Source organism: Micromonospora reichwaldensis, from assembly GCF_031845925.1.
Classification (GTDB): Bacteria; Actinomycetota; Actinomycetes; order Mycobacteriales; family Micromonosporaceae; genus Micromonospora; species Micromonospora reichwaldensis.
Genome location: NZ_JAVRFL010000009.1, coordinates 68,446 through 92,995, shown reverse-complemented (window position 1 = coordinate 92,995; position 24,550 = coordinate 68,446). Strand labels below are relative to the sequence as shown.

Genomic DNA, 24,550 nt, shown 5'->3' with positions numbered 1-24,550 from the left:
CCTTGACCCCGTGCGGTTGCTGGTGGTGGAGGACGAGTCGCGGCTGGCGTCCGCCCTGCAACGGGGTCTGCAGGCCGAGGGGTTCGCGGTGGACGTGGCGGCGACCGGCCCGGCGGGGCTCGACGCGGCCCGGCACGGCGGCTACGACGCGATGATCCTCGACGTGATGCTGCCCGGGCTCTCCGGCTACGAGCTGGTGCGCCGGCTGCGCGCCGAGGAGCACTGGCTCCCGGTGCTCATGCTCTCGGCGAAGGACGGTGAGTACGACCAGGCCGACGGGCTGGACTGCGGGGCCGACGACTACCTCACCAAGCCCTTCTCGTACGTCGTGCTGCTGGCCCGGCTGCGGGCCCTGTTGCGTCGCGGCGCCCCCGAACGCCCCACGGTCCTCGCGGTCGGCGACCTCCGGCTCGACCCGGCCCGGCGGCGGGTGACCCGGGCCGACGCCGAGGTCGCGCTGACCAGCCGCGAGTTCGCGCTGCTCGACTACCTGATGCGCCGCCCCGGCGAGGTGGTCTCCAAGACGGAGCTGCTCGACCACGTCTGGGACGCCAGCGTCGAGACGGCCCCCAACGCCGTCGAGGTCTACGTCGGGTACCTGCGGCGCAAGATCGGCCGGGAGCGTCTGGAGACGGTCCGGGGCGCCGGCTACCGGCTCGCCCCGTGAAGAGCGAAGGAAGGGCACCTTCCTATCGCGTACGCGATAGGAAGGTGCCCTTCCTTCGCGGGGTGCGTGGCGCGCTCGGGCTGCGCGGGCGGCTGATGGCGGTCGGGGTGCTCGGGGTGTCGGGGGGACTGGCCGTCGGCGGGCTCGTCCTGCTCGCCGTGCTGGGCTGGGCCCTGCAACGCGCCGTGGACACCGAGGCGTTCCAGACCGCCGACGCGGTCGCGCTGCTCGCCGCCGAGGAGGTCCTGCCCGATCCGCTGCCGGTGGCCGGTGGACAGGTCCGGGTGCAGGTGATCGACGCCGAGGGCAGGGTGCGGGCCGCCTCGATCGACGCCGACCGGCTGGTGCCGATGGTGTCGCCGGAACGGATCGACACCGGCGCGCGGCAGCGGCTGACGGTGTCGGGGGAGCGGGTCGGCCTGGCCGGGCCGGTGCGGGTGGTCACCGTACCGGCGGGCACCGCCGCCGACCCGCGCACCGTCCTGGTGGCCCGGTCGCTGGCGGACGTACGGCACAGCGCGCACGTCGTACGGACCATCCTGCTGGTGAGCTTCCCGCTGCTGGTAGCGGTGCTGGCCGCCGTGGCGTGGCGGGTGGTCGGCGCGACCCTGCGCCCGGTGGAGGCGCTGCGCCGGGGCGCCGAGGAGATCACCGGGCGGGACGGGGGCGGGCGGCTGCCCGTACCGGCGTCGCAGGACGAGATCCATCGGCTCGCGGTCACGCTCAACGGGATGCTGGGCCGGCTGGAGTCGGCCCGGGACCGGCAGCGGGCGTTCGTCGCCGACGCCGCCCACGAGCTGCGCAGCCCGCTGACGAACATCCGTACCGAGCTGGAGGTCGCCCGGCGGCTCGCCGACCGGACGGACTGGACGGCGGTGTCGGCGAACCTGCTCGCCGACACCGAGCGGCTCGGTCGGCTCGTCGACGACCTGTTGCTGCTGGCCCGGCTCGACGAGCGGCCGACTGCGCGGGCCACCGGGCCGGTCGAGGTGGGGGCCCTGCTGGCGGCCGTGGCCGCCCGGTATCCGTCGCCGCCGGTGCGCCTCGACGCGCCCGCGACGCCGCTGTGGACCGAGGGCGACCCCGACGAGCTGCGCCGGATCCTCACCAACCTGGTCGACAACGCGGTCCGGCACGCCCACGGCGAGGTGGTGCTGACCGCCGGCCGGGGAGCGGGGGGCAGCGGCGCCGGCGACGGGGCGTACCACCTGGTGACGGTGACCGACGACGGGCCGGGGATCCCTGCCGCGGACCGGGAGCGGGTCTTCGGGCGGTTCACCCGGCTCGACGACGCCCGCGCCCGCGACGACGGCGGCGCCGGCCTCGGGCTGGCCATCGTGCGCGAGCTGGTCCGCCGGGCCGGCGGCGGCATCGTCCTGGCCGACGCCCACCCCGGCCGGGACGGCGGTCCGGGACTGCGGGTACGGCTGCTGCTGCCGGCCCTGCCCGACCCGGAGCGGCCCTGAGGGACCGGGCCACGCCGGCCGGTGGCCCAGCCGGACCGCCCGGCGCGTCCGCGATCAGCGCCGCGCCACCCGGGACCCGCGGCGGGCCGCCAGGCACGACGGCCCGGGACCCGCGACGGACCGGGACCCGCGACGGCCCGTCAGCCGCGACGGCCCGTCAGCCGCGGCGGGTGCAGACCTGTTGCGCGCGGGCGATCGTGTCGGTCGACCACACGACCGCGACGGTGAAGCAGTAGTCGGTGCTGCGGTTCAGTCCGTAGACGACGAACGCGGTGGTGCCGGCGGGCAGGTTGGCGAAGGCCGTCTGCGCCTGGCCGACCCGGCCACCCGAGATGATCACGGGGCCCTCCCCGCCGGCCGGGTACGTCCAGCGCAGCGCCACGTTGTCGCGGTTGTCCCGCAGCGTCACCGAACCCGGCGGGCTGCCGGGGGAGGCCATGGCCCCGGCCGTGGGGCCGGCGGCCGACGGGGCGCCCGTGCCGGCCGGGTCCCCGGCCCGAGTGGAGGCCGGTGCGCCGGTGGCCGCCGGCGGCGCCGGGTCGGGGGCACCGTCCATCCCGGCCACCCCGGTGATCACCGCGACCGTGCCCAGCAGCACCACCGCGACGCCGCCGACGGCGAGCGGCAGTAGCCGGTTGGCGCGCCGGGCCGGCGCGCGGTGCACCGGCACCGGCAGCAGCCGCGACGGCTGGTAGGGCTCCTCGGGCGCGCCGGGCTGGCGGACCCGGTGCACCCCCTCGGTCGCCTCGGTGGCGCCGCCGGCCAGGGGGACGACCGCCGGCGGCACGGCGCTGTCGGCCGGCCCGTCCCCGGCGTCGGCCTCGGGGGGCCACCAGCCGGGCGGCGGGTCCTCCGTCGGCTGCCGGGGCGTCGGCACCACGTGCGGCGGCCCGGCGTACGGGTCCGGCTCCGCCGGGCGGTAGCCCGCCTGCGAGGGGTGCTGTGCCGTCGCCGGACCGTCGCCCGGGGGCGGGGTGCGCGCGGACGGCACGATCGGACCGTCCCGCTCGACGGGTGCGGTGTCGGCGCAGACGTGGTCCGGGTTGGCCGCCGCCCTGGCCAGCCCCGCCACCTGTGTGGCCAGCGGGTCGTCCGCCGGCAGGTGCTGTCGGCACAGCTCCCGGGCCAGCGCCAGGTTGTCGTGCGCCTCGGCGAACTGCCCGCAGTCGCGCCGCATCGCGCCGAGCCGGGCCAGCATCTTGATGCCGCTGGGGTGCCCGTCGCCGTAGACCTCGCGGTGCAGCTCCCAGGCGTCCAGCAGCCGGTCGCGGGCCACCTGGCACTGGCCGCGCGCGTACTCCACGGTGGCCAGGTCGGCGTGGGCGGCGAGCACCCGCAGCGACTCGGGACCGTCGAGCGCGGTCAGCTCGATGATCACTTCCTGGTAGAGCCGGGCGGCGCGGGACCAGCTGCCGACCCGGTGCAGCACCGCCGCGAGGGTGGCCGCGGCGGCCACTGTGCGCTGGTCGGAGCGCCCGTGCAGCCGGGTCGCGGCCGCGTACGCGAAGGCGGCCCAGCCCCGGGCCGAGTGCGGCTCGCCGAGGGCGACCAGCACGCGGGCCTGGAGGCTGGCCGCCTCGGCCAGCTCGGGTGTGGCGTTGGCCGGACGCGGGTCGGCGTCGGTCAGCGCGTCGGCGAGCAGCCGTTGGGCACCGGCGAGGTCGCCGGAGGACACCAGGTGGTGCGCCTGGTCAGTCAGTTCACCGAAGCCGGAAGGCACGCCCCATCGTGCTCATCCGACGACGGTAAGTACAAGACCCGAGCGGGAGTGTATTGGTCAAGAACCGGTCAGGTGTGCGGCGAGCGTCTCGCTGATCCGGCGCAACTGGTCCACCTGGGCCGGGCTCAACGCGTCGAACAGGTGCCGGCGTACCCCCTCGACGTGGCCGGGCGCGGCGGCGGCGAGGGTGGCGAATCCCTCGTCGGTGAGGACGGCGATCTGCCCGCGCCGGTCGGTGGGGCACTCCTCGCGGCGGACCCAGCCGGCCGCCTCCAGCCGGGCCACGGCGTGCGAGAGCCGGCTGCGCGAGGAGCCGCTGGCCTCGGCGAGGTCGCTCATCCGCAGCCGCCGCTGCGGCGCCTCGGAGAGCCGGACCAGGATCTCGTAGTAGGCGTGCGGCATCCCGGCGTCGCGTTGCAGCTCCCGGTCCAGCGCCTCCGTCAGCGCCCGGGAGGCGGTCAGGTACGCGCGCCAGGTGCGCTGCTCGTCGGGGTCCAGCCAGCGGGTCATGACGCCCATCATACGCCAGATAGTTGAACGTTCAACAAAACCGCGCTAGCGTCGGTGGCATGGGAATCCACCGCCTCAACCACGCCGTGCTCTACGTCAGTGACCTCGCCCGCAGCGTCGCCTTCTACCGCGACGTGCTGGGCTTCCGGCCGATCCCGATGACGCCGGACGGCTTCCGGGGCGCCGCCTTCCTCCAGGCGCCCGGCTCCACCAACGACCACGACCTCGGCCTGTTCGAGGTCGGCGCGGGCACCGGCCCCTCCACCGCCGGCCGCGGCACCGTCGGGCTCTACCACCTGGCCTGGGAGGTCGACACCCTCGACGAGCTGGAGGTGACCGCCCAGCGGCTCGCCGCCGCCGGCGCCCTGGGCGGCGCGTCCGACCACGGCACCACCAAGAGCCTCTACGGCCAGGACCCGGACGGGCTGGAGTTCGAGATCGTCTGGCTGGTGCCCGCCGACCGGCTCGACGACGCCGCCCTGGCCGCCCGCAAGCGGATCGGCCGGCTCGACCTGGACGCCGAGCGGCGGCGCTACGGCGGCCAGACCCGTGGCGGCGTGGGCGTCTCCGTCCCGGCCTGACCCGACCGGGATCCGGCGGCGTCCCGTCCTGACCGGCCCGGGGACGGGACGCCGCCCCGACCGCGCGCCGCGCCGTCCCGTCCGGATGGGGGAGCTGTGCCCGGCCCGGGACGGGCGTGCGGTAGAACGGCAGCATGCCGACCGACGCCGTCCTGCGCGAGCTGCTCGTCCGACACCTGGAGACCTGGCTGCCGGGGGCGCTGCACCGCGCCCGGCGGGCCACCCTGGCCCTGGCGTACGCCGACGGCGACGCCGGCTCCGCGGAGGCCGCGCTGCGGGTGGTCGCCCGGCACGTCGACCGGCTGCGGGGACGCCAGCTCACCGTGCTGGTGCTCGCCGACGGCACCGAGGAGCTGCCCGCCCGGCTCGGCGCCGTGGAGGCGGAGCTGCCGGCGGGCGTCGCCGTGCACCTCGTGCCCGGCGGACCGGCCCGGCTGCCGGTGGCGGTCAAGGCGGCCGGCGCGGCCGGCGCGCCCCTGCTGTCCGTCGTGGACGACGCCGCCGCCGATCCCGCCGTGCTGACCGCCGCGGCGGTCGGCAAGCCGGCGGACGTGCTGTTCGCCACCGCCGCTGGCACGCCCGCGCGCGCCGCTCTCGCCGACGCCGGGTTCCCGCTGACGACCGAGGTGGAGCTGGTGCCCGCCGACGGGGCTCCGGCGCGGCTGCTCGCCTTCGCGACGGGGTCGGACAAGAGCCTGGAGGCGTTCAAGGAGGCGCTCTGGGCGGTCGACGGTGCCGCCGGCGTGCGCTACCGCGACCCGGCGGGGCGGCTGCTCGACGTCGTCGAGGCACCGGAGCCCGGCCCGCTGCGCCGCGAGCTGCTGGCGGAGCTGGCGCGCTCCGGCCCGCGTACGGTCACCGAGCTGCGCCGCCACGCCCTCACGGCGACCGTCTACCGGTCGTCCGACGCCGTCCGGGCGCTGACCGGCCTGCTCGACGCGGGGGAGGCGACCCGCGACCCGGAGCACGGCCGGCTCGGCGGGGACGTGGTCGTCTCGGCGCGCGGGGACGGGCCGGCGTCCTGACGCGAACGCCGAGCGGGGTGCCGGTGGATCACCGGCACCCCGCTCGACCTCGGGACCTCACGCCCGGGACTTGTCCTGCTTCCAGGACAGCGGACCCGGCAGGTCGACCCGGTGCGCCTTGGCCCGCGAATTCCAGGACCAGCGACCGATCTTGATGCTCCAGGAGGAGAAGCCGTTCTCGGTGAAGTTCAGGATGATCGGACCGTACTTCTTGCGCTTGCGGAACATCAGACCCATCGTCGGACTCCCTTCGATTCCCTTCCCTGCCCTGTCGAACCCGAACATGCCCGGATCGCCGAATCGTGAAACCCCCGCCCGTCCGCACTGGACGGTGTCGAGGGGCGGTGACGGATCCTGTGCGTCCGAGGGAGGCGAACCCCACCCGCCCGCATAGGGGTTCGGGGCCGTGTCGGCCGACGTCGATCCCGCCCCCGATAGGGGCATTGACCGGGGCCCCGGCCCCCGGCAGCATGGGGCGATGACGCAGCGGGACGATCTTCTCCACGCGGCTCGGCTGCCCGTCGAGGGAGGGCTGCCCCGCACCTCCGGCGCCCACCCGACCCCGCAGCCGGCGTGACCACCGTGGAGTGGGCCCGGCAGGGCGGTGCCGACCTGCTGCCGGTGGACCGGGACCTGTTCCGGGCGCTGCTGCGCCGGCAGGCCGCCACCGTCACCGTCGTCACCGCCGTCGCCCCGGGCCACCCGGGCGACCCGGGCGCCGCGCCGGCCTACCCGGGCGCCGCGCCGCCCCACCCGGACGCCTCCGGCGGGCCCGTCCGGGCCGGCTTCACCGCCACGTCGTTCACGTCGGTCTCGCTGGACCCGCCGCTGGTCTCGTTCTGCCTTGGGACCGCCTCGTCGAGCTGGCCCGTCTTCGCCCGGGCCGAGCACGTGGCCGTGCACCTGCTCGGCGCCCACCAGCGGGAGGCCGCCCGGGTCTTCGCCACCGGCGGGATCGACCGGTTCGCCGCCTATCCGCACTGGACGCCGGGGCCGTTCGACGTGCCGCTGCTGACCGGAGCGCTGGCCCGGCTGCTCTGCCGGGTCGTGCACCGGGTGCCGGTCGGCGACCACACCCTCTTCGTGGTCGAGCCGCTCGCGCTCGGCGGCGGCGAGGACGGGGCCCCGCTGGTCCACCACCGGGGCGGCTACACCACGACGGGCACGCCGGCCCGGCCCTGACCGACCGGGCCACGCCCGTACGGCGCGGCCGGGCAGGTGTGGTCCACGGTGCCGGGCACACCAGGCCGGCGGCGGACCACGGCCGGTGACCGGGGGCGGCGTCAGGCGGGGGCGTGGTCGACGACGAGCACGCGGGTCACGCTGCCGTCGTCCTCGGCGATGTCGCGTTCGTGGACGAAGCCGATCCTGCCCAGCAGCGACAGCGAGGCGTGGTTGGCGTCGGCGACCGTCGCGTACACGCGGGGCAGGCCGAGGGTGTCGAACCCGTAGCGGACCAGGGCCCGGGCCAGCTCCGTGCCGAGCCCGGCGCCCCAGGCCGGCTTCGCCAGCGCGTAGATGATCTCGTGACCGTCGACCTGGTCCGTCCGCTTGATCTCGGCGTGCCCGACGTAGCGACCGTCCCGGCGCACCGCCCAGACGTCGAAGAGGTCCTCCGCGTAGACCTTCGTGAAGATCCGCCCGAAGAGGGCGCCGGCCGCCTCGGCGCTCAGCGGACCGTCGCCCATGAACCGGCCCACCTCGGGGTCGGTGAGCAGGGCTATGGAGTCCTCGGCGTCGTCCGGCCGGTAGGGCTCCAGCAGCAGGCGCTCGGTGCGCAGGACGGGGGTGGGCATCAGCGCGGCTCCCAGGCGTCGGGCAGGGCCGTCAACCTACGGACGTGGGCGGGCAGTCGACCACTGATTATCTCCGCGAGGCTCACCTCGTCGACCACCCGTCGCACGGCGGCCCGCACCGCGACCCAGAGCCCGGGCAGGTTCTCCGCCGCACCCTCGTAGCTGGTTTCCTCCGGGCGCAGCCCGCGCACCCCGGCCAGCGGACCCTCCACGGCGCGCAGCACCGCGCCGACGGTCACCTCGCGCGGCGGCCGGGCCAGGGTGTAGCCGCCCTCGGCGCCGCGCTGCGCCCGGACGATGCCGGCCCGCCGCAGGTCGGCCAGGACGGCCTCCAGGAACTTGCGCGGCATGTCCTGCTCCGTGGCGATGGCCTGGGTGGACAGCAGCCGAGGGTACGCGGTGGCGAGGCTCAGGGCCGCCCGTACCGCGTAGTCGCCGCGCGCGGAGATCTGCACCCCGACATCATGCCCCGCGCGGTCGGCCGGTCGCGTCGGCGGGCGGGCGGGGCCGGACCACCGGCCCGGGTACCGGCTGCTCACGGGCCGCGCGGAACGCGCCCGGGCTCACCCCGACCTCCCGGGTAAAGAACCGGCCGAAGTTCGTCGGCTCGGAGAAGCCCAACCGCCGGCCGATGCGGGCGATCGGCTCGTCGGTGGCGGCCAGCAGCCGACTCGCCTGGAGCGCCACCCGCTCGTCGACCACCTGCTTGGCGCTGCGCCCGGTCACCGCCAGGCAGGCCCGGGTGAGCGTACGCACCGAGCAGCCCAGCCGGGCGGCGTAGTCCTCGACCCGGCGGGTGTGCTGGTAGCCGCGTTCGACCTCGCGGCACAGTCGATGGAAGGTGGCGGCCTCGGCCCGGGTCGCCGGGTGGGCGCGTTCGGGCAGCATCGACAGCCGGAGCAGCAGCACGGCGAGCTGGTGGCGGAGCAGTCCGCGCGCCACGGCCAACCCCCGGTGCCGCTGGCAGTCCACCGCCAGCTGGCTCACCTCGTTGATCACCGCGTCCTCGTCCTCGCCGGCGAGCTGGAGCCAGGCCGGGACGGCGTCCGGGTCGACGTCGAGCCCGCGCAGCGCCGCCGGATCCCAGCGCACCACCGTCGCGTCGAGCTGCGGGCCGGCGCAGCGCAGCACCTGGCCGGCGCGCACCCGCAGCAGGGTGCCGGGGCGGCAGGGCAGGGCGCGGAAGTCCAGCTCGGCCGTGCCGTGTCCGCCCGTGGTCAGCACGAGCAGGTCCTTCTCCAGCAGCACCGGACAACGCCAGCGCGGCTCGGGGGCGAGGTCACCGAGGGCGACCGTGTCGATCTCGGCGGGGGCGGTCGCCGGGTTGCCGGGCGGAGCGGGGGAGAGCTGACCGGAAGAGACCATCGCCTGCGACGGTAGCCCGGGGCGACGGTCGACGCATCCCGGGAAGGCCGCCCAGGCCAGCGGCCGGCCGGTCGCACCGCGGCTCCGGCCCGTCGGCCGAGCGGTGCGCCGGGCCGCGCGGGCGCCCGGCGGGGGTTGTCGAGGTCGTCGGGGGCGGGCTACGTTACCGAACGGTAGCGCCGTCCGGTGGAGGCACGACCGGAGCCGGTACGCGCGGACCGGACCGCCCCGGCGGCCCCGGCCGACTCGCGATGGGATGGGCATGACGGATCTGTTCTCGGTCGAAGGCAAGACGGTCCTGGTCACCGGCGGCTCGCGGGGGATCGGCCTGATGATCGCCCAGGGCTTCGTCCGGGCCGGCGCACACGTGCTCATCTCGTCCCGCAAGGCGGACGTCTGCGAGGCCGTGGCCAAGGAACTCTCCGCCGAGGGGCGCTGCGAGGCCATCCCCGCCGACCTCGGCGACGACGCCGGCGCCGAGGGCCTGGCCGCCGCCGTCCGGGAGCGGTTCGACCGGCTCGACGTGCTGGTCAACAACGCGGGCGCGACGTGGGGCGCGCCGCTGGAGTCGTACCCGGAGAGCGCGTTCGACAAGCTCTGGGCCGTCAACGTCAAGGCCGTCTTCCGGCTCACCACCGCGCTGCTGCCCGCGCTGCGCGCGTCGGCCAGCGCCGACGACCCGGCCCGCGTCATCAACATCGGCTCCATCGACGGCATCCGGGTGCCGATGATGGAGGTGTACGCGTACTCGGCGACCAAGGCCGCCGTGCACATGCTCACCCGCAGCCTGGCCCACCAGCTCGCCGGCGAGCAGATCACCGTCAACGCGATCGCGCCGGGGCCGTTCGAGAGCAAGATGATGGCGTTCGCGCTGGACGACCCCGCGTCCCGGGCCGCCATCGAGGGGCAGGTGCCGCTGGGTCGGATCGGCCGGCCGGAGGACATGGCCGGCACCGCGATCTACCTGTCGTCCCGCGCCGGCGCGTACCTCACGGGTGCGGTGATCCCGGTAGACGGCGGCATCACCACCCACGGCTGAGCTCGGCGAAGGGCGGGAGACGGTGCGCGTACCCCCTGGTGGGCCGGAGCCGCGCGGACTCGGCAGATCCGCGCGGCCCCGGACGGCCGGTGTGGCCGGTGGTTCAGCGGCCGGCGAGCAGCCGGGTCACCGCGGTGTCGACGTCCAGGTGCTCGGCCTCGCGGCCGCGCGGGACGACGACGTAGGTCCGCCGCAGGAAGCGCACCAGGACGCTGCGCGGCACCTCGAACAGGGCGTTGCCGTCGGGCGACGACAGCGCCAGGGCGACGAAGTCCCCACGCGGGGTGGCCCAGGGCCAGACCCGCACGTCGCCGATGCCGGCCGGCTCGTCGAGGCCCGTGACCAGCAGCTCCCGGGCGAACGACCAGCTGACCGCCTCTCCGCCGGCGGATTCGGCGTGGAACAGGACATGGACCGCATACGGATCAGCAGGGTCGTAACGCAGACTGGCACGCACCGGCAAGGCGGTGGCGTCAGGTGCGACGAGCCTTAGCGACGTCTCGACCTCTACGGTCGTCGGTCGGATGACACTCATGGACGATCTCCCCCCGGCACCGCTGCGGAACGCGCGTGTCCCGCTTTTCCCATACTCAGGTGCTACTCCTGGCTACGCTCCGCCATACGCTGACTTCACCCAGTGGTGGGAAGGGGGTCGGAAAGGCCGCGTGAATGTGAATATTCATGTAGGATTTCCGGTTCTGCCCAGTGCGTGATCCCGCCCGGCATCGGGTGGTTCAGTCGTCGACTTACTCCGGTAACGTCCAGTCGGCCGTTGCAGTGACGGGCGCGAGCCACACTGGGGGAGGAAATGGTTACGAAACGATCCTCAGTGGATCCGATGGCAGTGCCGGGCCCGCCGAACGTCGCGGCCCGAGCAGCCGAAAGGCGGGGGTACGGGGTGCCGACGGAGCAGCACGACCGGCGCGGTCGGCCGACGACCGACCGGGATGGCGCAGGCGGCACGACGCTGGTCGAGCGGCGGCAGCGACCCCGCTGGCGGCAGCGGCTGAGCACCACCCTCGACCTGATCCGGGCCAACCCGACCGGACGGGTCACCCTCAAGATCTTCATCGCCATCGCCGGCGCCCTCGTCGTCACCATCGGCATCGCCCTCATCCCGCTGCCCGGGCCGGGCTGGCTGCTGGTGATCGCCGGCCTCGGCATCTGGGCCGTCGAGTTCCACTGGGCCCGCCGGCTGCTCGGCTTCACCCGTCGCCACGTGCACAACTGGACCCAGTGGGTGAAGGACCGCTCACTGGCCGTACGCTTCGTGCTCGGCTCCGTCGGCCTGGTCTTCGTCGGCTCGGTGGTCTGGCTGTCACTGAAGTACAGCTTCGGCATCGACGTGGTCGCCGAGGCGCTGCACTACCTGGCGACGCACTGACCCGGACCGGCCCGGTGCTCCGCCGGGTCGCCCGACCGCGGCGCGGCGCGCGGACCCCGGATTTCCGGTCCGGTCCCTCGATCAGGTAGAGTCAGCGGCGCTGAGGGCGATTAGCTCAGCGGGAGAGCGCTTCGTTCACACCGAAGAGGTCACTGGTTCGATCCCAGTATCGCCCACGCAGGTCAAAGGCCACCTTCCATTGATGAAGGTGGCCTTTCTGCTGCCCGTACAGCAGCGGAGTACAGCAACGGTCAGCTGTTGAGCGAATCACCAAGCCGCTTGAGCGCTTCGCGGGTCGATTTCGAGGAGACCTGCGTGTAGATCTCCATCGTCACTGAGAAGCGAGCGTGCCGGAGAACTTGCATGGCCACGCGAGGATGCACGTCCAAGTCTGCGAGCAGTGAGGCGCACGTCCGGCGGGCGTCGTGCACGGTGATCGGACGAAGCCCCGCGTTGGTGCACCGGGCCTGCCAGGATCGCTGAAAGTTGCGCGGCTCGATCGGGGTGCCGTAGCGGGTGGTGAACACCAGTAGGGCGCTCCACCTTGTCACCCTGGCCCTGGCCCGCTCCACGGTGTGTGGGTCGGCGGCAGACAGTGAGGATGGTGGGGTGGGTCGCCGGGTTGGTCTGACTCACCGGCAGACCGACGTTGCTGTCCTTATCCCGATTCGTCGGCCGACTCGGTGACCCCGGCATCTGCATGTCACCGGTCAGGGAGCGTGACTTGATAGGAGCCTGTGCGAGAGGCGCCCACCACTGTGTTGTCCGCATCGCCTGACCGGTGACGTGTCCACATGTTCTCGACGCGACCGAGAAAGGCGGACCTCACCAGCATGGCAGCGAAGAAGCGATCGGTCATCGGTGGTGTCGACACGCACCGCGACACCCACCACGCGGCGGTCATCGACAGCACGGGCGGGCTCCTGGGCGACGCCCAGTTCCCGGCGACCGCCGCCGGCTATGCCGACCTACTGGCCTGGATGCGCTCGTTCGGCCGGCTGATCGCCATCGGCGTCGAGGGCACCGGCAGCTATGGCGCCGGCCTGGCCCGCCACCTGACCAGCCAAAAGATCACCGTTGTCGAGGTCGACCGCCCGGATCGCAGGACCCGCCGGAGCAAGGGCAAGTCCGACCCGATCGACGCCATCGCCGCCGCCCGGAGCACCCTCGCGGGCACTGCCATGGGTATCCCAAAGACCCGCACCGGCCCCGTGGAAGCTATCCGCGCCCTGCGAGTAGCCCGCCAGGGGGCGGTCAAGGCCCGCACAGCGGCGATCAACCAGATGCGCGGCCTGGTCGCCGCCGCACCGGAAGCTCTGCGGGCGAAGCTGACCAAGCTCAGCGGAGCAGTCCTGGTCACACGCTGCACCGCCCTAACCATCGACTCGACCCGCCTCAACGACCCGGAACACGCCACCGCAGCCGCGTTGGCCGGACTCGCCCGACGGGTCGTCGCACTCACCGAGGAGATCACCACTCTCGACCGGCAGCTGGCACCGCTGGTCCGCCAGGCCGCACCACGCACCAGCGCCCTGTTCGGCGTCGGCACCGACGTCGCCGCGCAACTGCTCACCACCGCCGGCGACAACCCCGACCGGCTGCGTTCCGAAGCAGCCCTGGCCCACCTCTGCGGAGCGGCACCCATCCCCGCCAGCTCCGGACGGGTGCGCCGCCACCGCCTGCACCGAGGAGGCGATCGCGGCGCCAACCACGCCCTACACACCATCGCTCTCTGCCGCCTGCGCTACGACCAACGCACCCGCGCCTACCAGCAACGACGCATCACCGAAGGCCTCAGCAAGCAAGAAATCCTCCGCTGCCTCAAGCGCTACATCGTCCGCGACGTCTACACCGCCCTACGCGCAGACTTCGCCGCCCTCACCCCTTGACCTCCATAGGAGCATCGGGATGGCGAAAGCAGGTAGCGGGCTTCTGCCACCATGCTCTTGTGTCCGATTTCTGGTCTGGTGTGGCGAGTGGTTTGATTGGCGCGGTCATCGGTGGGATTTTCACGACGATCGGCGTGCGGTCTCGGGTCAAGGCGGCCTTGAGCGCAGCTCAAATGCAGGTAGCGGCCATGGTTGAGCAGCAATCGATTGCCGCCCGGCTCGCTATGAAACAATGGGCTGTCACAGAAATTACAGCCAGCCTCGAAAGAATTCACTCGCAGGCGGACGCCCTCTACGGGGGACACTCCAGCGCCAGCCACACTGGTGAGCACCGGCTGCCATGCAGCGATATGCAGCTTAGGGGTGAGGCGTTGGATCACGTACGAGAATGGCTGAGAGAGCTTAATCGCATACAAATAACCTACGGTGGCTACCTAAATGCTCGCGCGGATGAATCGCTTGGTCGAATTTTCGAGAAGATGCCACCCTCACTTGGCTTTTTCAACCGCTACGAGGGCGGCTGCCTGTACGTGGAATGGCTAGATGACCTTACGGGTTTGCTGATGGATGTCATGGATGAAATTCCGTACCACATGGGTTTCTCTGATCAGGTGCCGTCTTCGCTGTGGAGTAAAGCGGGCAGCTAAACGGCTGGAAGGTCACTCCGAGCGTGAGGAGGCCCTAATCCGCATAGCCTGCGGCACGCTCTGCGCGAACCGCGTCTCACGTTTTGTCCGGGTCTTGCAGTGCAATCTTAAGCTGCTTGCGTAGCTCATTTAGCGCGGCAACGGCATTGGTAATGAGCGGATCTTCGGCGTCTAAGTATGGGCGCCCCTGAAGGCCGAGATTAGGGCTCCCCTCGTGCAGTTCCCATATGATCATATCCTCTGCCTTTAGGAAGGCCGCCCAGGGTTCGTGCACGGCTTCTGGAGCAAGAAGGCGGAGCTGGGCTCCCAGCCTCTCCGTATGCATGGGGTCGCTAGGATCCCTCCTAGCAAGGAAGCCAATATCGTCAGTGGCCTTCTCAAGAAAAGCTTCTCCTCGTTCGGCGTACTCCGCGACATCAACATAGAGCTTTATACGCATTTCGCGCAGATGATCCTGCTTTTGCCGATGCCATCGAACTTCATCCGCCTCACGGCCTCTCCGCCAACGCTCGTCTTCACGCTTCCTTCCTGCGCGTTGTGTCAGTAGGGCGGAAGCAACAGTGCCGGCTACACCGACAGCAGCTACGACTAGGGGTACCCACAAGGGAGTGCTGACAGCCACCAGCTCATTGTGCCGCTGAGGCGCGAGTTCTGGTTCCCGTGCGTGAGCAAGCGCACGCGGCTCTGACCGACACTGGCCCGTAGCAGTTGATCTTCGCAAGACAGAGGCAGCACGAAGGCAGTGAAACGGTCGCCAGTCACCAGCAACACCCGGCGCTGGCCGATACGGCGGTCATGCCACCTGTACCGAACGACAACGGCTGACAGCCGATAATGCGCCGTGCTGGCGTTCGGGACGAAGAGGTCGGCGGCCTCTGGCTGGTCCTGCCTGCCCCGTTAGCGGACCCAGCAGTACAGCAGCGATGTACAGCAACCGACGGAGCCGCAAGAGCTACCAGGCGACGACCAGGAGCTGTCCGACGTCGGTGACGGCCGTAGGAGATCGCATCGCCTGGAGCTACGGATCAGAAGGTGGCTGTACAACCATCCGTACAGCCAAGCCCGCCGATGGACACGGTCCCGGGTCGACGGCGGGCGACACAGCGAGCAGGTCAGCGGCAGTCACCGACGCGGGCAGGCAGCAGGTCCGATCTTTGCAAGGCAGGGGAACGCGGAAGCCTCGGCTTGCTTGGCTCAAGAGAGGAAGGGCCGCCTTCTAGGACTGCTTCCCGTCACGAGGGTGCCGGTGCACAGAAATAGTAGCGTCGATTCCTAGGTGGATTTGCAGCAGTTCCAGTAGCTCGGGTCCGTCGACAAGTCTGATCGGTTTGTCTGATACGAACGCGTGTGACTTCTCTCCAAAGTGGCTAGTTGTAAAGAGTACTCCCTTGTCGGCTCCGGTGCTCTTAATTGCCCCGTAAAGTGCCATCACCGGTTCCAGGCTCACGGCATGCCTGTAGCGCTTTGCTTCGATGAGCGTCGTCTCGCGTGCTCCATTGAACGTATCGAAGGCGACAATGTCGAACCCCGAATCGGGTTCGTGTAGGCGGGTAACGTCATCGAATTTCATCGCACTAAGGAGTAGGGCGATGAGTCTTTCAAACTCGCTGAGTGTTAGATCGAATAGATCGGGGTTTCCTGGAACCTCCGAGTCGTCATCGCTCCCAAATAGTTCAGCCATGGCATTTGCGAGCTCTACTTCCAGCTCAAATGACCGGACTTCCTTGACGGTCTCCTCGGATACTCCTGCTGGGGTGTAGGGGGCTACGGCTGTCAGGAATTCCGATAGCGTCATGATGTTTAGCTTCGACCCCGTGCTTTCGTAAAACTCCTGCTGGAGCTCCGGGCGGGCGCGCTTCGGGTGGCCCCTTTTGTCAATATCCCACCAATCTTCTTTGACGTCTATTGTGACTAGGGTGACCCGCTCCCAGGTAGAGCTTGCCGCCTGTTCTATCAGCTGGCGCCAGAGAATATAATCGCCGGCCGCAAGGTATGCCGTAGATTTGTTCTTAGCGTCCTCGTAACCCGGAGGAACCTTGTTCGGATACCGAAATTCGCTTGCCTCCCTGACGAGTTCGGCGATGCGGCCATGGCTAAAGCTTGGCCCGATCTTGCCGATGGTCAATTGATCTAACCGCTCTAGGACTGGATCTCGTCCCTGCATATCTTCAGGACCGAGGTCGTACTCGAACTCTAAGGCGGCGAGTTCTGCTATCGCAGGATCCATCGCTCCTTCGAGTCTTGCCAGGAAGTCATCTCTGGTGAGGCCATTTGATTTGGCGTCCCAGGTCCTTCGGGTCATGTTTGCCTGACGAAATGCGACGAGTCTATCAACTGCCTTCTGCAGTTCCGTCGCCGCATTCTCGGCAGCTCGCTGAAGGACTCCCCTCAGCTGGCTAAACTGGCTGGTCCTAGTCGTAACAACGCCGACCCGGTGGCGGTGGAACTCAAGCGCCGCATGGTGTGGAACCCAGATTCGATCCGCGAGATCCGTGAATACTGAAAGAACCTGCTCCCTTGTGGCTGGGGTTACGCGGTACAGATGCAAAAGCGTGTTTGCATCAAGAGCAATGAGGCCGTCGCGCAGGAACTCCGAGGTGTCGTTGCCTTGCGTCCACCATGCTTCGAACCTCCCTGCCAAGCCGAATCCGACTCCGGGGTCTTCTGACTGCCGCCGCATCACCTGGCGAACGTACAGGCTCGGTCGAGGTTGTTGCATCCTGCCGACGGACGACGTGCGATTGCCCGATGGTGGGCTGGTGGCGCTGGGAGACCATGACTTGGTCGGCAGGTCTCTGCGGTGGTGGCACTGACCTCAGGTGCCACTATGGGCTTGAGCTGGTTGTGCCGGCCAGCCAGCGCCTAGCCGGGACTGGGCGCGACGTCAGCGAGAAATCAGCAAGAGGGCCGATGCTGGCTGTCGTTACGCGGCCTTTGATGGTCGCCGGGGCGCACGCTCCGACATCGGTCGGTGTTGCTTGCTTTGCACTGGAGGGCTAGATCAACATTCACACCGAAGAGGTCACTTCCACCGGTGATCCCGCGGACCCGGACTACGGCCGGGAGGTCCGGGGCGAGCGAGTCCCACGGGCATAGGCAGGGCCACCTGAGGAACGAGCAGCCGAAGGTGGGCATCCAGCGCCTCGCGTGATGCCCGCAGTACAGCACTGAAGTACAGCAACCATGCCAACCGAACCGGGTCGAGTAATGCGTCAGCAGGCCGCCTGACCTCGCGTCCAGCCCAACCCGGCCGCCTTGCCGACAGTTCACACCGAAGAGGTCACTGGTTCGATCCCAGTATCGCCCATCATGAATAAGGCAAGGTCAAGGCCCCTCGATTGAGGGGCCTTGACTCGTATCTGAGGGTTATTCGTTGCCCGAAGGCAGCGAGAAGGCAGCGAAGGACTTCAGCACCCGGCGGTCGCGCTCAGCCGTGGAGTGGATGTAGCGGTTCAAAGTCGTCGATGTCTGCTCGTGGCCCATCACCTTCGCTACGTCGTTGATCGGTACGCACCCGCGCCTACCAGCAACGACGCATCACCGAAGGCCTCAGCAAGCAAGAAATCCTCCGCTGCCTCAAGCGCTACATCGTCCGCGACGTCTACACCGCCCTACGCGCAGACTTCGCCGCCCTCACCCCTTGACCTCCATAGGAGCATCGGGATGGCAACACAGGTGGTGGTATCGCGGGAAGGTCCCGCAGTGGCCACCGGCCCAGCGCCCCCGTGGCTACGAGCCGTCTTCTACTCGGGTGTAGGGGCTGCCGGCAGCCCCTACAGACCCATCTTCATCGCGAAGACCTCGATAGTCGATGCAACCTCGGTCCAGCCTGGCTCACCGAGGTAGATCACCGATGGGGACGCCAGCGATGGCCGAAAGTCCAGGGAGACTGGCTGATCAGGGCCTAGGTCACAGATGAGTAGAGACAATTCCGGGTCAACGTCGCCGGGCGGAGTACCGGGAGTCGGGCTCCCAACGTAGAACTGCCGGTAGTCGTGATCGATCTTGTTAATCCACCGCGAGTTCCGGTGCATCCGTTCAGTTGGCAGGAACGCCGGCATCACCGGCGGCTCGCCGAAGACGTCTAGATAGCGGCCCTCATCGGCAGGCGCAACCCACCTGCCCTGCGCAATGAGTTGGACCAGGGCGACGGGCAGCGGCAGGCCATCGACAATCACGCGGCCTAGCTTAGGTCGGCCGTCGCTCAGTTCTTGTACCTCAGCCTGGGTGACCAACTGGGTGACGATCGGTGTGGACGCTAGCGGACAAGCACGGACGATGGCGGACCGCGTTCCCAGCTCATGGGCCAGGCAACAGCAGCTCACGTGGGGTCACGTCCGCGCTTGTGGTGTAAGAGACGGCCATGGCGGGATCCGGTCTGATGCTGCCGAGCGGGTTTCCGCCCGTGTCCACATTTTCTAAACCGTGTGTCGCCACCGGCGTCTTGCGGCACCTACGGCTTGCGGACGTTGATGCCCAGTCCACGTGGACCGGGCGGAGGAAGGTCCCCACGTCGCTTGGCGGCCTCGTGAACGTCGACTGCTGTGCCTCCGGTGAGACCCATTCGAATCGTGACGTACCGGTCAAGCTCATAGGCGCAGTTGGCGCATACCCATCCGTAGATGGGCTTGTCCGTTCGGCAACCTTCCCCACACCGTTCGCATGCTCGCTTCGTCTGCTTCGGTGGCACCGCGACCTCAATCGGCGCGGTAGCTTGCGCAGGTTGCCCCAGGGCTCGGCGCTCGCGTTGGCGTTGCCGCTTCGCTGAAGCCATGTTGTCCCTCCCGATCGTCAGGCGCATCAACGTTGGCAGGTGGGTGTGACATCGTCGGCGAGAGGCGGCCTCGATGTTGATCCCAGGTGAGGTGGGCGAGGTGAGGCAGCCAGGAGGCAGCGAAAGCAACAGCAACGGCCAGCGGCAAGCGGCAAGCGACACAGGACAGCAAAGTGGCCATGCTCGGCACCACAGAGCGGCGTCCGTTAGCACCCGACGGTGAGCCCCATCCGCGTTCACACCGAAGAGGTCACTGGTTCGATCCCAGTATCGCCCACGCAGGTAAAAGGCCACTTCCCAGTCTTGGGAGGTGGCCTTTCTGCTGTCGTACAGCAGTGAAGTACAGCAACGGTCAGCGGGCGGGTGACGACCAGGCGAGGTGATATCCGCCCGTGCTGTTACTTTGCCGGTCGTGAATGATCAGCTGACGTGGATCGACCGGATCATCGACGTGACCGGGTGGTGCCATGAGCCTGAGGGCGGTGCTGACTGGGAGCAGGTGGAGGCGGAACTCGGCGTCGCCCTGCCGGCGGACTTCAAGGAGCTGTGCCGGCGGTTCGTGTCGGGGGCGTTCTACGCGTACCTAGACCTTCTACGGCCGACCGACGATCACGCGCAGCCGTTGCTTGGGACGTGGGATCTTTCCCGGCAGTGGCCAAACGGTAATGACTCCGCGCGGTTGTGGGCCCCCTACGAGATCTACGAGCCTGACAAGGGGCCGGGGCTGATCCAATGGGGCAGCGATCAGACCGAGGGGGAGTACTACTGGCTGGCGGACCGCTCCGTGGAGCCCGACCGGTGGCCTGTGGTCGCGCGGTGGGACGGCATCGAACCGTGGCATCAGCTCGACATGTCGACGGCCGAGTTCGTCTACCGGGTGATCGCAGATCCGGAGTTCAAGCCGTTCACAGTGGCCGCCCCACCGCGGCGACCCTTCTACCTCCCGCACTGGGGGCCGTTCCCGATGAGCGCTGACGACTGGGACGCCCTCACCGACCCGAACCGCAAAGGCTGAGCACTCCGCTGGAGGTGGCGGTTGATCTAGCCGGCAGGCCGCGGTCGGCGTTGGTCCTTACCCCGATCCAGCTACCACACGAAGCGTTCCCCGGAGCCGGGCGAGGCTATCCCCGAAGCCCCTGAGTTGGATGCTCAGCGGGTGCAGTTGATCTGTGCCAGCACCGAGTAGAGGCCCGGCCACGGCTGCGTCGTGAAGCTTCCACCGTGGCTGCACTGCGTGTCCGGGGCGAAGCCGTCGGCGCTGGCAAGGGAGCGCGCAGCGTTGTTGGCGTTGGTCAGCGCCGTGAAGTAGTTGTTACTCATTCCGTTGCCGTAGAAGGTCTTGGTTTCGGCGGCGACCGCAGGCCCGGAGAGCAGGACGGACGCGGACACCGCTCCGACCAGCGCTGTGGCTGCGACGACCCGACGAAGTGCAGACATGCGAGCTCCACTCTGTTCGATCCGAATGCCGAGCCTGTCAGATAAATTGACGTACATCAACTACATCATGAAGCGGGTTCCCGGCCCTCCCGAAGGAGAGTGAGGGCCGCTCACGCGTTGATCAGTGCTGACCGGGGCGTCATCGGGGCGCCGCGCCAACGAGCCTGCTGGCGGCGAGCCAGCAGCTGGGAGCGGCGGTGACATCCCAAAGGCTTCCGGCAGCGGCTCGGTCCACTACTGACCTGCAGATATGTTGAGGATGCGCGGAGGCGAGTCGCCTCCGCGCATCCTTGCGTCGGTGGGCTGCCGTCAGGGTACGAACGGCGTCATGATCGACAATCTAGTCAGGTTGGCAAGGTCGGCTGTTGGCGTCAGCTCCACCGTGGTCGCGCCTGCCGCCTTGTCCGCAGACGCTCGCCCGATCGTGACAGCGCCAACCTGATTGCTCCGCTGGGACGGATCCGGCATCAAGACACGGTTGGTCTGGTAAACCTCACCGTCTGCGGGAACGCCCTCCATGACCAGCTTTCCGCCGGTACCGCGCACGGAACCCGGAACATTACTGATATTCGTGTACACCTGGCCGGCGAATCCGGTGCTGGTAACGAGGTCGACAGTGGCTTCGCCGCGGACGGCATCGACTGCCGTTACGCGTCCCACCAAGCCTTCGGCGACGACGGCCAGTTGCCCCTGCCGGACTGCTTGATCCTTCGGAAACGCCACGACTATCTGTTGGCCGTTCCTGCGGAGTACCTCAGCGGGTACGGCCCGCGCGTCGCCGTCCACACCGTCCTCACCAGGTACCTCGAACACCTTCGTGAGGCTGGCGAACGGTCGCTTCGGCTTGGTGAACCCCGCGATCGTCGTCGTCTGCGCGGTCGCAGAGATCGGGAGTTCTTTCACCACAAGGCGACTGGTGGGTCCGTCCGGTTCTTGGATCATTTCATTATCGACTGCGGTACTCGACACCCGCACCGCTGTCACGCCCGGCATGGCGAGGGCAATGGCATAGGTACCCCAGGGGTCATTACTGACCTCGCCGGTGGCTCCGGACAACCGTGGACTGACCAGACTTATCACCTGAGTCTTCACCGGGTCGGGCACCGGCCGATCAACCCGCATCCGCAAGGCGTCCGCCGCACCAAGATCACCAGTGAAGAACGCCAACCGCGCGCCGCCCTGCTTGTCGTACCCCTGCAGCACGACCACCGTCGAGCGCAGGCGTGGATGGCGCGTCGCGACAAGGGCCCGCACATCAGTGTGCGGGCCTGCCGAGTTGGCACGGTCCCAGACGCTGGTGGCCTCACGCACCAGGCCAGCGTCCACGTCTCCCACCGGGGACCACCCCAGAAACGGGCCATCCGGCGGCGGTGCAGCGAGTTGCGGTGTGGACCCGAATCCGACAACCCGAAACACCGTGACCAGCACCGCCACGCAGACAGCAGCCGCGGCTGCGGCGGCGATACGCCGCCGCCCGCGACGCCGGTCTGCCCGCCGCATGATCTTGCCTTCATAGCCCTCGGTCGGTACTACCGACTCGGCCAGATCCGCCAGGCCGTCACGCAACTCGGTCGTGTCATGCATAGCGCACCTCTTCATCAGCAACAGCGTCGGCCTCAACCCACTGCTTACGCAGAGCCTGCAGACCCCTTGATGAAAGACTCTTGACCGTGCCAACCGAACAACCCAGTACGTGCGCCGTGTCCTGCTCGGACAGGTCCTCGTAGAAGCGCAGTACGACGGCGGCACGCTGTCGTGCCGGCAGCCCGTCCAACGCCCGGCGAAGCAAGTCCCGCTGTTCCACCCCCACGTACTCGTCGCGCGCCTGACTCTCCACCAGCCGACCCAAGGGCTGCTCCCACCAGGATCGGCGCCGCCTCCAGGTCACGAACGTGTTGACTAGAATGCGCCGAACGTAGTGATCGACGCCTTCCGAGCGTTGCAGTCGAGGCCACGCCACAACCGTCTTGGCCAACGTCGTCTGGACCAGATCCTCGGCTTTCCCTCGGTCTCCGCACAGCAGGAAGGCGGTCCGGAGCAGCGATCCGTAACGCGCCCGTACAAAGGCTGTCACCTCCTTATCCTCGCGATCGTGCATCAGCCACCCGCACCCTCAGTTTCAATCTCACGGCCACTACTTACGCTCTCGACTCCAGCAAACGTTGCCGTGACTCCGGAACTTTCTGACGATGATCATCTCGACCCGCGGGTCGGTGAGGGTGACGACCAGCCCGGTTTCCTCGGTCAGCTCCGGGGCCCGCCGGTCGTTGGCAGGCTGATGACCCAGGGCGCTGCCGCGAATGCGCTTACCCTCGCGGATCGGGCGGGTGGCCCGCTCGATGCGAATGACGGCAACTCTTCCTTGACCGAGGGAGCTGGGCGGGGAGTGGCTGCTGAGCAAGACGTGGGTTGACCAGTCGTGGCCCCGTGCCCGGTCAAGCACGAATACGGCTACCTCTGGTGGCTCAACGACGAGCAGATCCCGTGACCGGATGCCCCGAACACCGGTCGCTGCGCCCGAGGCAACGGTGGACGGCACCTGCTGTGGGTGGACCCGGCCCGGGAACTGGTCCTCGCCTCCCACTGGACCGAGGATCCACTCGACCTCATCCGTCGGGTGTCAGAGACCGTCAGGTCCCCGGGTGTAGCTGACGGTCGGAGCTTGCGTCTTGTCGCGCGCGCCGAGGACCTCGTTGACGAAGTCGTCCTTGTTGCGCGCGTAGGCCATGAGGTCAGCGCCGTGAGCGTGCGCGAGATCGCGCTTGAGGCGCTCGTACCGGGACCGATAGTCCGCTCGGCACCGCAGCGCATCGCGGAACGCGACTCGTCGCCGCCACAGCAGGGAGGTCGGCTCGGTGAGATGAAGCTGGTAGGTGCGCTCCCACCAGTTGTCGGTCTGCGGCTTGAAGAAGTAGTGCGCTTCCTCCGGGCGGTGCACGCCGTTGCGGTAACCGAGAGCGGTCACCACCTCGATGGCGGCTACTGCCTCTGACAGGCTGCGCACCGGCGCCATCATGTCGATGATCGGCTTTGCTGCCAGGCCGGGCACCGACGTGGAGCCGATGTGCTCGACTGGCCCGACCAGCCATTGCACCAGAGCGGTTTCGAGGATGGCCCGCTCCTGATCGAACAGCACAGCCCATTGCGGGTCGTACGGGCTGAGGGTAACCGGTGTGCCGTCCACGAGAACCGCCTTTCAGGTGAAGTACGGGTCGGGCGATGCCTCTCATCGTCCCTTCTCCTCATAGAACCGTCTCGACGGCTGTCAGCCATCTGCTACGACCGGGTCAGGCCGTATGAACGACCCCGCCCGCCGCGCCAACCGAGAACCACGATGCGCTACGCCCGAGCACGCAAGAACCTCGACCGCCACCCCAACTACGTCCTCGCCGCGTACATGGCCTCCGGGACATGGCCAGCGCTCACGGATCTGCCGAGTTGAGTGCATTTGATCAAGCCAGAAGGCGGTGGACGGCAACGAACGGATGTGGTCAGAAGTGGGGACATGGCGAGCCGGCCTATGTCCCCACTTCTGATTCCCGCTGTATGCGTGTGTGGCGTTGTAGGGTCTGTGACTCCCGCCGCTGGGAGTGCGGATCAGTTCATCGAGTCCCCCATCATCACGACGAAAGTGAATCCGGCGCTCGTCGGACGGCGCAGGGAAATGTCACACTTGATCCGGCGCAGTACCTCGTTTCTGCTGAGGCGGAGCCCTTGCGCGATGAGCCGCTCCGGGCGGACCGGCACCGGATCCTCGAAGTCAACCTTCACCTGCAGTGGCCACGCCTCGTCGAGCTGTGCCGGCGGGGTGTCCAGATGCCAGGCCCCCTGCCAGTCCAGGGCGTACCGGTTGCGTCGGGCGAGCAGCGGATCCAGCAGCGTGGCCGCCACGAGCTCCGGATCGTTGGCGTGGTAGCCGTCGAGTAATACCGGATCGAAGGATCTGACCGACGCTCGCTCGTGCACGGTGAGTTTGCTCGTCCGATTGCAGGACACGCAACGGACCAGCAGCCACACGTCCAGCAGCTTGCCGTTGGCGTTGACGCGGAACCTGCCCTCGCCGGTGGTGGCCGACTCCGACCGGCAGTCCACGCACCGCAACGACAGCAGAGGCAGCCTGGTCCGGCGAACGATCCAGGGCAGCACAGTATGAGGTTGTGAAGACACGATGATCTCTCTGAAGACCTGACACGAGGCCGATTGCGCGCGGCCTCAAACGCTGCATGAACGGGCGCACGCGGGCAGCCCGG

25 protein-coding genes, 1 tRNA gene and 2 pseudogenes are annotated in these 24,550 nt (G+C 69.1%); 12 read left to right on the top strand and 16 right to left on the bottom strand.

The window, feature by feature from the left end:
• Positions 1–10: 10 nt before the first annotated feature.
• Together RM555_RS09775 and RM555_RS09770 are read left to right on the top strand one after the other, a co-directional pair.
• Positions 11–667 carry a response regulator transcription factor gene (locus RM555_RS09775; RefSeq protein ID WP_132240027.1) on the top strand — a complete coding sequence of 219 codons (657 nt, stop codon included), beginning with the start codon at positions 11–13 and terminating at the stop codon, positions 665–667.
• Positions 668–762: 95 nt separating this feature from the next.
• Positions 763–2,133 (top strand): sensor histidine kinase, encoded by a 1,371-nt coding sequence (locus RM555_RS09770; protein ID WP_311411526.1) that lies wholly within the window; start codon positions 763–765, stop codon positions 2,131–2,133.
• Between the two features lie 157 nt (positions 2,134–2,290).
• Here the strand turns inward: RM555_RS09770 and RM555_RS09765 are convergent, their stop codons facing one another.
• Both RM555_RS09765 and RM555_RS09760 read right to left on the bottom strand, forming a co-directional pair.
• Positions 2,291–3,853 (bottom strand): tetratricopeptide repeat protein, encoded by a 1,563-nt coding sequence (locus tag RM555_RS09765; RefSeq protein WP_311411446.1) that lies wholly within the window; start codon positions 3,851–3,853, stop codon positions 2,291–2,293.
• Between the two features lie 57 nt (positions 3,854–3,910).
• Positions 3,911–4,372, bottom strand: coding sequence for a MarR family winged helix-turn-helix transcriptional regulator (locus tag RM555_RS09760; protein ID WP_311411445.1), 462 nt, complete (start codon positions 4,370–4,372; stop codon positions 3,911–3,913).
• 50 nt (positions 4,373–4,422) lie between these two features.
• Between RM555_RS09760 and RM555_RS09755 the strand changes: the two genes are divergently transcribed.
• Together RM555_RS09755 and RM555_RS09750 are read left to right on the top strand one after the other, a co-directional pair.
• A complete protein-coding gene (locus RM555_RS09755) occupies positions 4,423–4,944 on the top strand; it encodes a VOC family protein (RefSeq protein ID WP_311411444.1) in 522 nt (173 codons plus the stop codon).
• A gap of 134 nt (positions 4,945–5,078) precedes the next feature.
• The gene (locus RM555_RS09750; RefSeq protein ID WP_311411443.1) at positions 5,079–5,969 is read left to right on the top strand and encodes a hypothetical protein; all 891 of its coding nucleotides are present in this window, start codon (positions 5,079–5,081) and stop codon (positions 5,967–5,969) included.
• A 57-nt stretch (positions 5,970–6,026) separates the two neighbouring features.
• On the opposite strand, the gene RM555_RS09745 is transcribed toward RM555_RS09750, so the two are convergent.
• Entirely contained in the window at positions 6,027–6,206 is a 180-nt protein-coding gene (locus RM555_RS09745) for a DUF4236 domain-containing protein (RefSeq protein ID WP_007075522.1), read from the bottom strand.
• A gap of 336 nt (positions 6,207–6,542) precedes the next feature.
• Here RM555_RS09745 and RM555_RS09740 point away from each other — a divergent pair, with 336 nt between their 5' ends.
• Positions 6,543–7,151, top strand: a complete 609-nt coding sequence (locus RM555_RS09740) for a flavin reductase family protein (RefSeq protein WP_396888722.1) — start codon at positions 6,543–6,545, stop codon at positions 7,149–7,151.
• Between the two features lie 101 nt (positions 7,152–7,252).
• On the opposite strand, the gene RM555_RS09735 is transcribed toward RM555_RS09740, so the two are convergent.
• Genes RM555_RS09735 through RM555_RS09725 form a run of 3 tightly spaced genes read right to left on the bottom strand, consistent with a single transcriptional unit; the run spans position 7,253 to position 9,130 of the window.
• On the bottom strand, positions 7,253–7,765 hold the full coding sequence (locus tag RM555_RS09735; RefSeq protein ID WP_311411441.1) for a GNAT family N-acetyltransferase: 513 nt from the start codon (positions 7,763–7,765) through the stop codon (positions 7,253–7,255).
• Positions 7,765–8,220, bottom strand: coding sequence for an RrF2 family transcriptional regulator (locus RM555_RS09730; RefSeq protein ID WP_121398934.1), 456 nt, complete (start codon positions 8,218–8,220; stop codon positions 7,765–7,767). The genes RM555_RS09735 and RM555_RS09730 overlap by 1 nt, the downstream gene beginning before the upstream one ends.
• A 7-nt stretch (positions 8,221–8,227) precedes the next feature.
• On the bottom strand, positions 8,228–9,130 hold the full coding sequence (locus tag RM555_RS09725; protein ID WP_311411440.1) for a helix-turn-helix transcriptional regulator: 903 nt from the start codon (positions 9,128–9,130) through the stop codon (positions 8,228–8,230).
• A 262-nt stretch (positions 9,131–9,392) separates the two neighbouring features.
• Here RM555_RS09725 and RM555_RS09720 point away from each other — a divergent pair, with 262 nt between their 5' ends.
• Entirely contained in the window at positions 9,393–10,169 is a 777-nt protein-coding gene (locus RM555_RS09720) for a glucose 1-dehydrogenase (protein ID WP_311411439.1), read from the top strand.
• 103 nt (positions 10,170–10,272) lie between these two features.
• Here RM555_RS09720 and RM555_RS09715 read toward each other — a convergent pair whose 3' ends face one another.
• Positions 10,273–10,704, bottom strand: coding sequence for an SsgA family sporulation/cell division regulator (locus tag RM555_RS09715; RefSeq protein ID WP_053653619.1), 432 nt, complete (start codon positions 10,702–10,704; stop codon positions 10,273–10,275).
• 303 nt (positions 10,705–11,007) lie between these two features.
• Between RM555_RS09715 and RM555_RS09710 the strand changes: the two genes are divergently transcribed.
• Entirely contained in the window at positions 11,008–11,553 is a 546-nt protein-coding gene (locus tag RM555_RS09710) for a TIGR02611 family protein (protein ID WP_311411524.1), read from the top strand.
• Positions 11,554–11,657: 104 nt separating this feature from the next.
• Positions 11,658–11,729, top strand: a tRNA-Val gene (locus RM555_RS09705).
• A 75-nt stretch (positions 11,730–11,804) separates the two neighbouring features.
• Here the strand turns inward: RM555_RS09705 and RM555_RS09700 are convergent.
• Positions 11,805–12,086, bottom strand: a pseudogene (locus tag RM555_RS09700) (tyrosine-type recombinase/integrase); the annotation flags it as partial.
• Between the two features lie 300 nt (positions 12,087–12,386).
• Between RM555_RS09700 and RM555_RS09695 the strand changes: the two are divergent.
• Complete coding sequence (locus tag RM555_RS09695) at positions 12,387–13,442, top strand: IS110 family transposase (protein ID WP_449560141.1); 1,056 nt, start codon at positions 12,387–12,389, stop codon at positions 13,440–13,442.
• Between the two features lie 59 nt (positions 13,443–13,501).
• On the top strand, positions 13,502–14,089 hold the full coding sequence (locus RM555_RS09690) for a hypothetical protein (RefSeq protein ID WP_311411436.1): 588 nt from the start codon (positions 13,502–13,504) through the stop codon (positions 14,087–14,089).
• Between the two features lie 76 nt (positions 14,090–14,165).
• On the opposite strand, the gene RM555_RS09685 is transcribed toward RM555_RS09690, so the two are convergent.
• Together RM555_RS09685 and RM555_RS09680 are read right to left on the bottom strand one after the other, a co-directional pair.
• Positions 14,166–14,528 carry a hypothetical protein gene (locus tag RM555_RS09685; RefSeq protein ID WP_311411434.1) on the bottom strand — a complete coding sequence of 121 codons (363 nt, stop codon included), beginning with the start codon at positions 14,526–14,528 and terminating at the stop codon, positions 14,166–14,168.
• Positions 14,529–15,305: 777 nt separating this feature from the next.
• Complete coding sequence (locus tag RM555_RS09680) at positions 15,306–16,769, bottom strand: PIN-like domain-containing protein (protein WP_311411523.1); 1,464 nt, start codon at positions 16,767–16,769, stop codon at positions 15,306–15,308.
• A gap of 829 nt (positions 16,770–17,598) precedes the next feature.
• Here RM555_RS09680 and RM555_RS31135 point away from each other — a divergent pair.
• Positions 17,599–17,733, top strand: a pseudogene (locus RM555_RS31135) (IS110 family transposase); the annotation flags it as partial.
• Between the two features lie 129 nt (positions 17,734–17,862).
• Here RM555_RS31135 and RM555_RS09670 read toward each other — a convergent pair.
• On the bottom strand, positions 17,863–18,267 hold the full coding sequence (locus tag RM555_RS09670; protein ID WP_311411432.1) for a hypothetical protein: 405 nt from the start codon (positions 18,265–18,267) through the stop codon (positions 17,863–17,865).
• A gap of 1,008 nt (positions 18,268–19,275) precedes the next feature.
• On the opposite strand from RM555_RS09670, the gene RM555_RS09665 reads away from it, so the two are divergent.
• Positions 19,276–19,878, top strand: coding sequence for an SMI1/KNR4 family protein (locus tag RM555_RS09665; protein ID WP_311411430.1), 603 nt, complete (start codon positions 19,276–19,278; stop codon positions 19,876–19,878).
• 134 nt (positions 19,879–20,012) lie between these two features.
• Here the strand turns inward: RM555_RS09665 and RM555_RS09660 are convergent, their stop codons facing one another.
• The 5 genes from RM555_RS09660 to RM555_RS09640 form a co-directional block, all read right to left on the bottom strand.
• A complete protein-coding gene (locus RM555_RS09660; RefSeq protein ID WP_311411429.1) occupies positions 20,013–20,300 on the bottom strand; it encodes a hypothetical protein in 288 nt (95 codons plus the stop codon).
• Between the two features lie 309 nt (positions 20,301–20,609).
• Complete coding sequence (locus RM555_RS09655; protein ID WP_311411428.1) at positions 20,610–21,884, bottom strand: rod shape-determining protein MreC; 1,275 nt, start codon at positions 21,882–21,884, stop codon at positions 20,610–20,612.
• A complete protein-coding gene (locus tag RM555_RS09650; protein ID WP_311411427.1) occupies positions 21,877–22,398 on the bottom strand; it encodes a SigE family RNA polymerase sigma factor in 522 nt (173 codons plus the stop codon). The genes RM555_RS09655 and RM555_RS09650 overlap by 8 nt, the downstream gene beginning before the upstream one ends.
• A gap of 522 nt (positions 22,399–22,920) precedes the next feature.
• Positions 22,921–23,484, bottom strand: coding sequence for a GrpB family protein (locus tag RM555_RS09645; protein WP_311411426.1), 564 nt, complete (start codon positions 23,482–23,484; stop codon positions 22,921–22,923).
• 413 nt (positions 23,485–23,897) lie between these two features.
• Positions 23,898–24,446, bottom strand: a complete 549-nt coding sequence (locus RM555_RS09640) for a DUF1062 domain-containing protein (protein WP_311411425.1) — start codon at positions 24,444–24,446, stop codon at positions 23,898–23,900.
• Positions 24,447–24,550 lie beyond the last annotated feature (104 nt).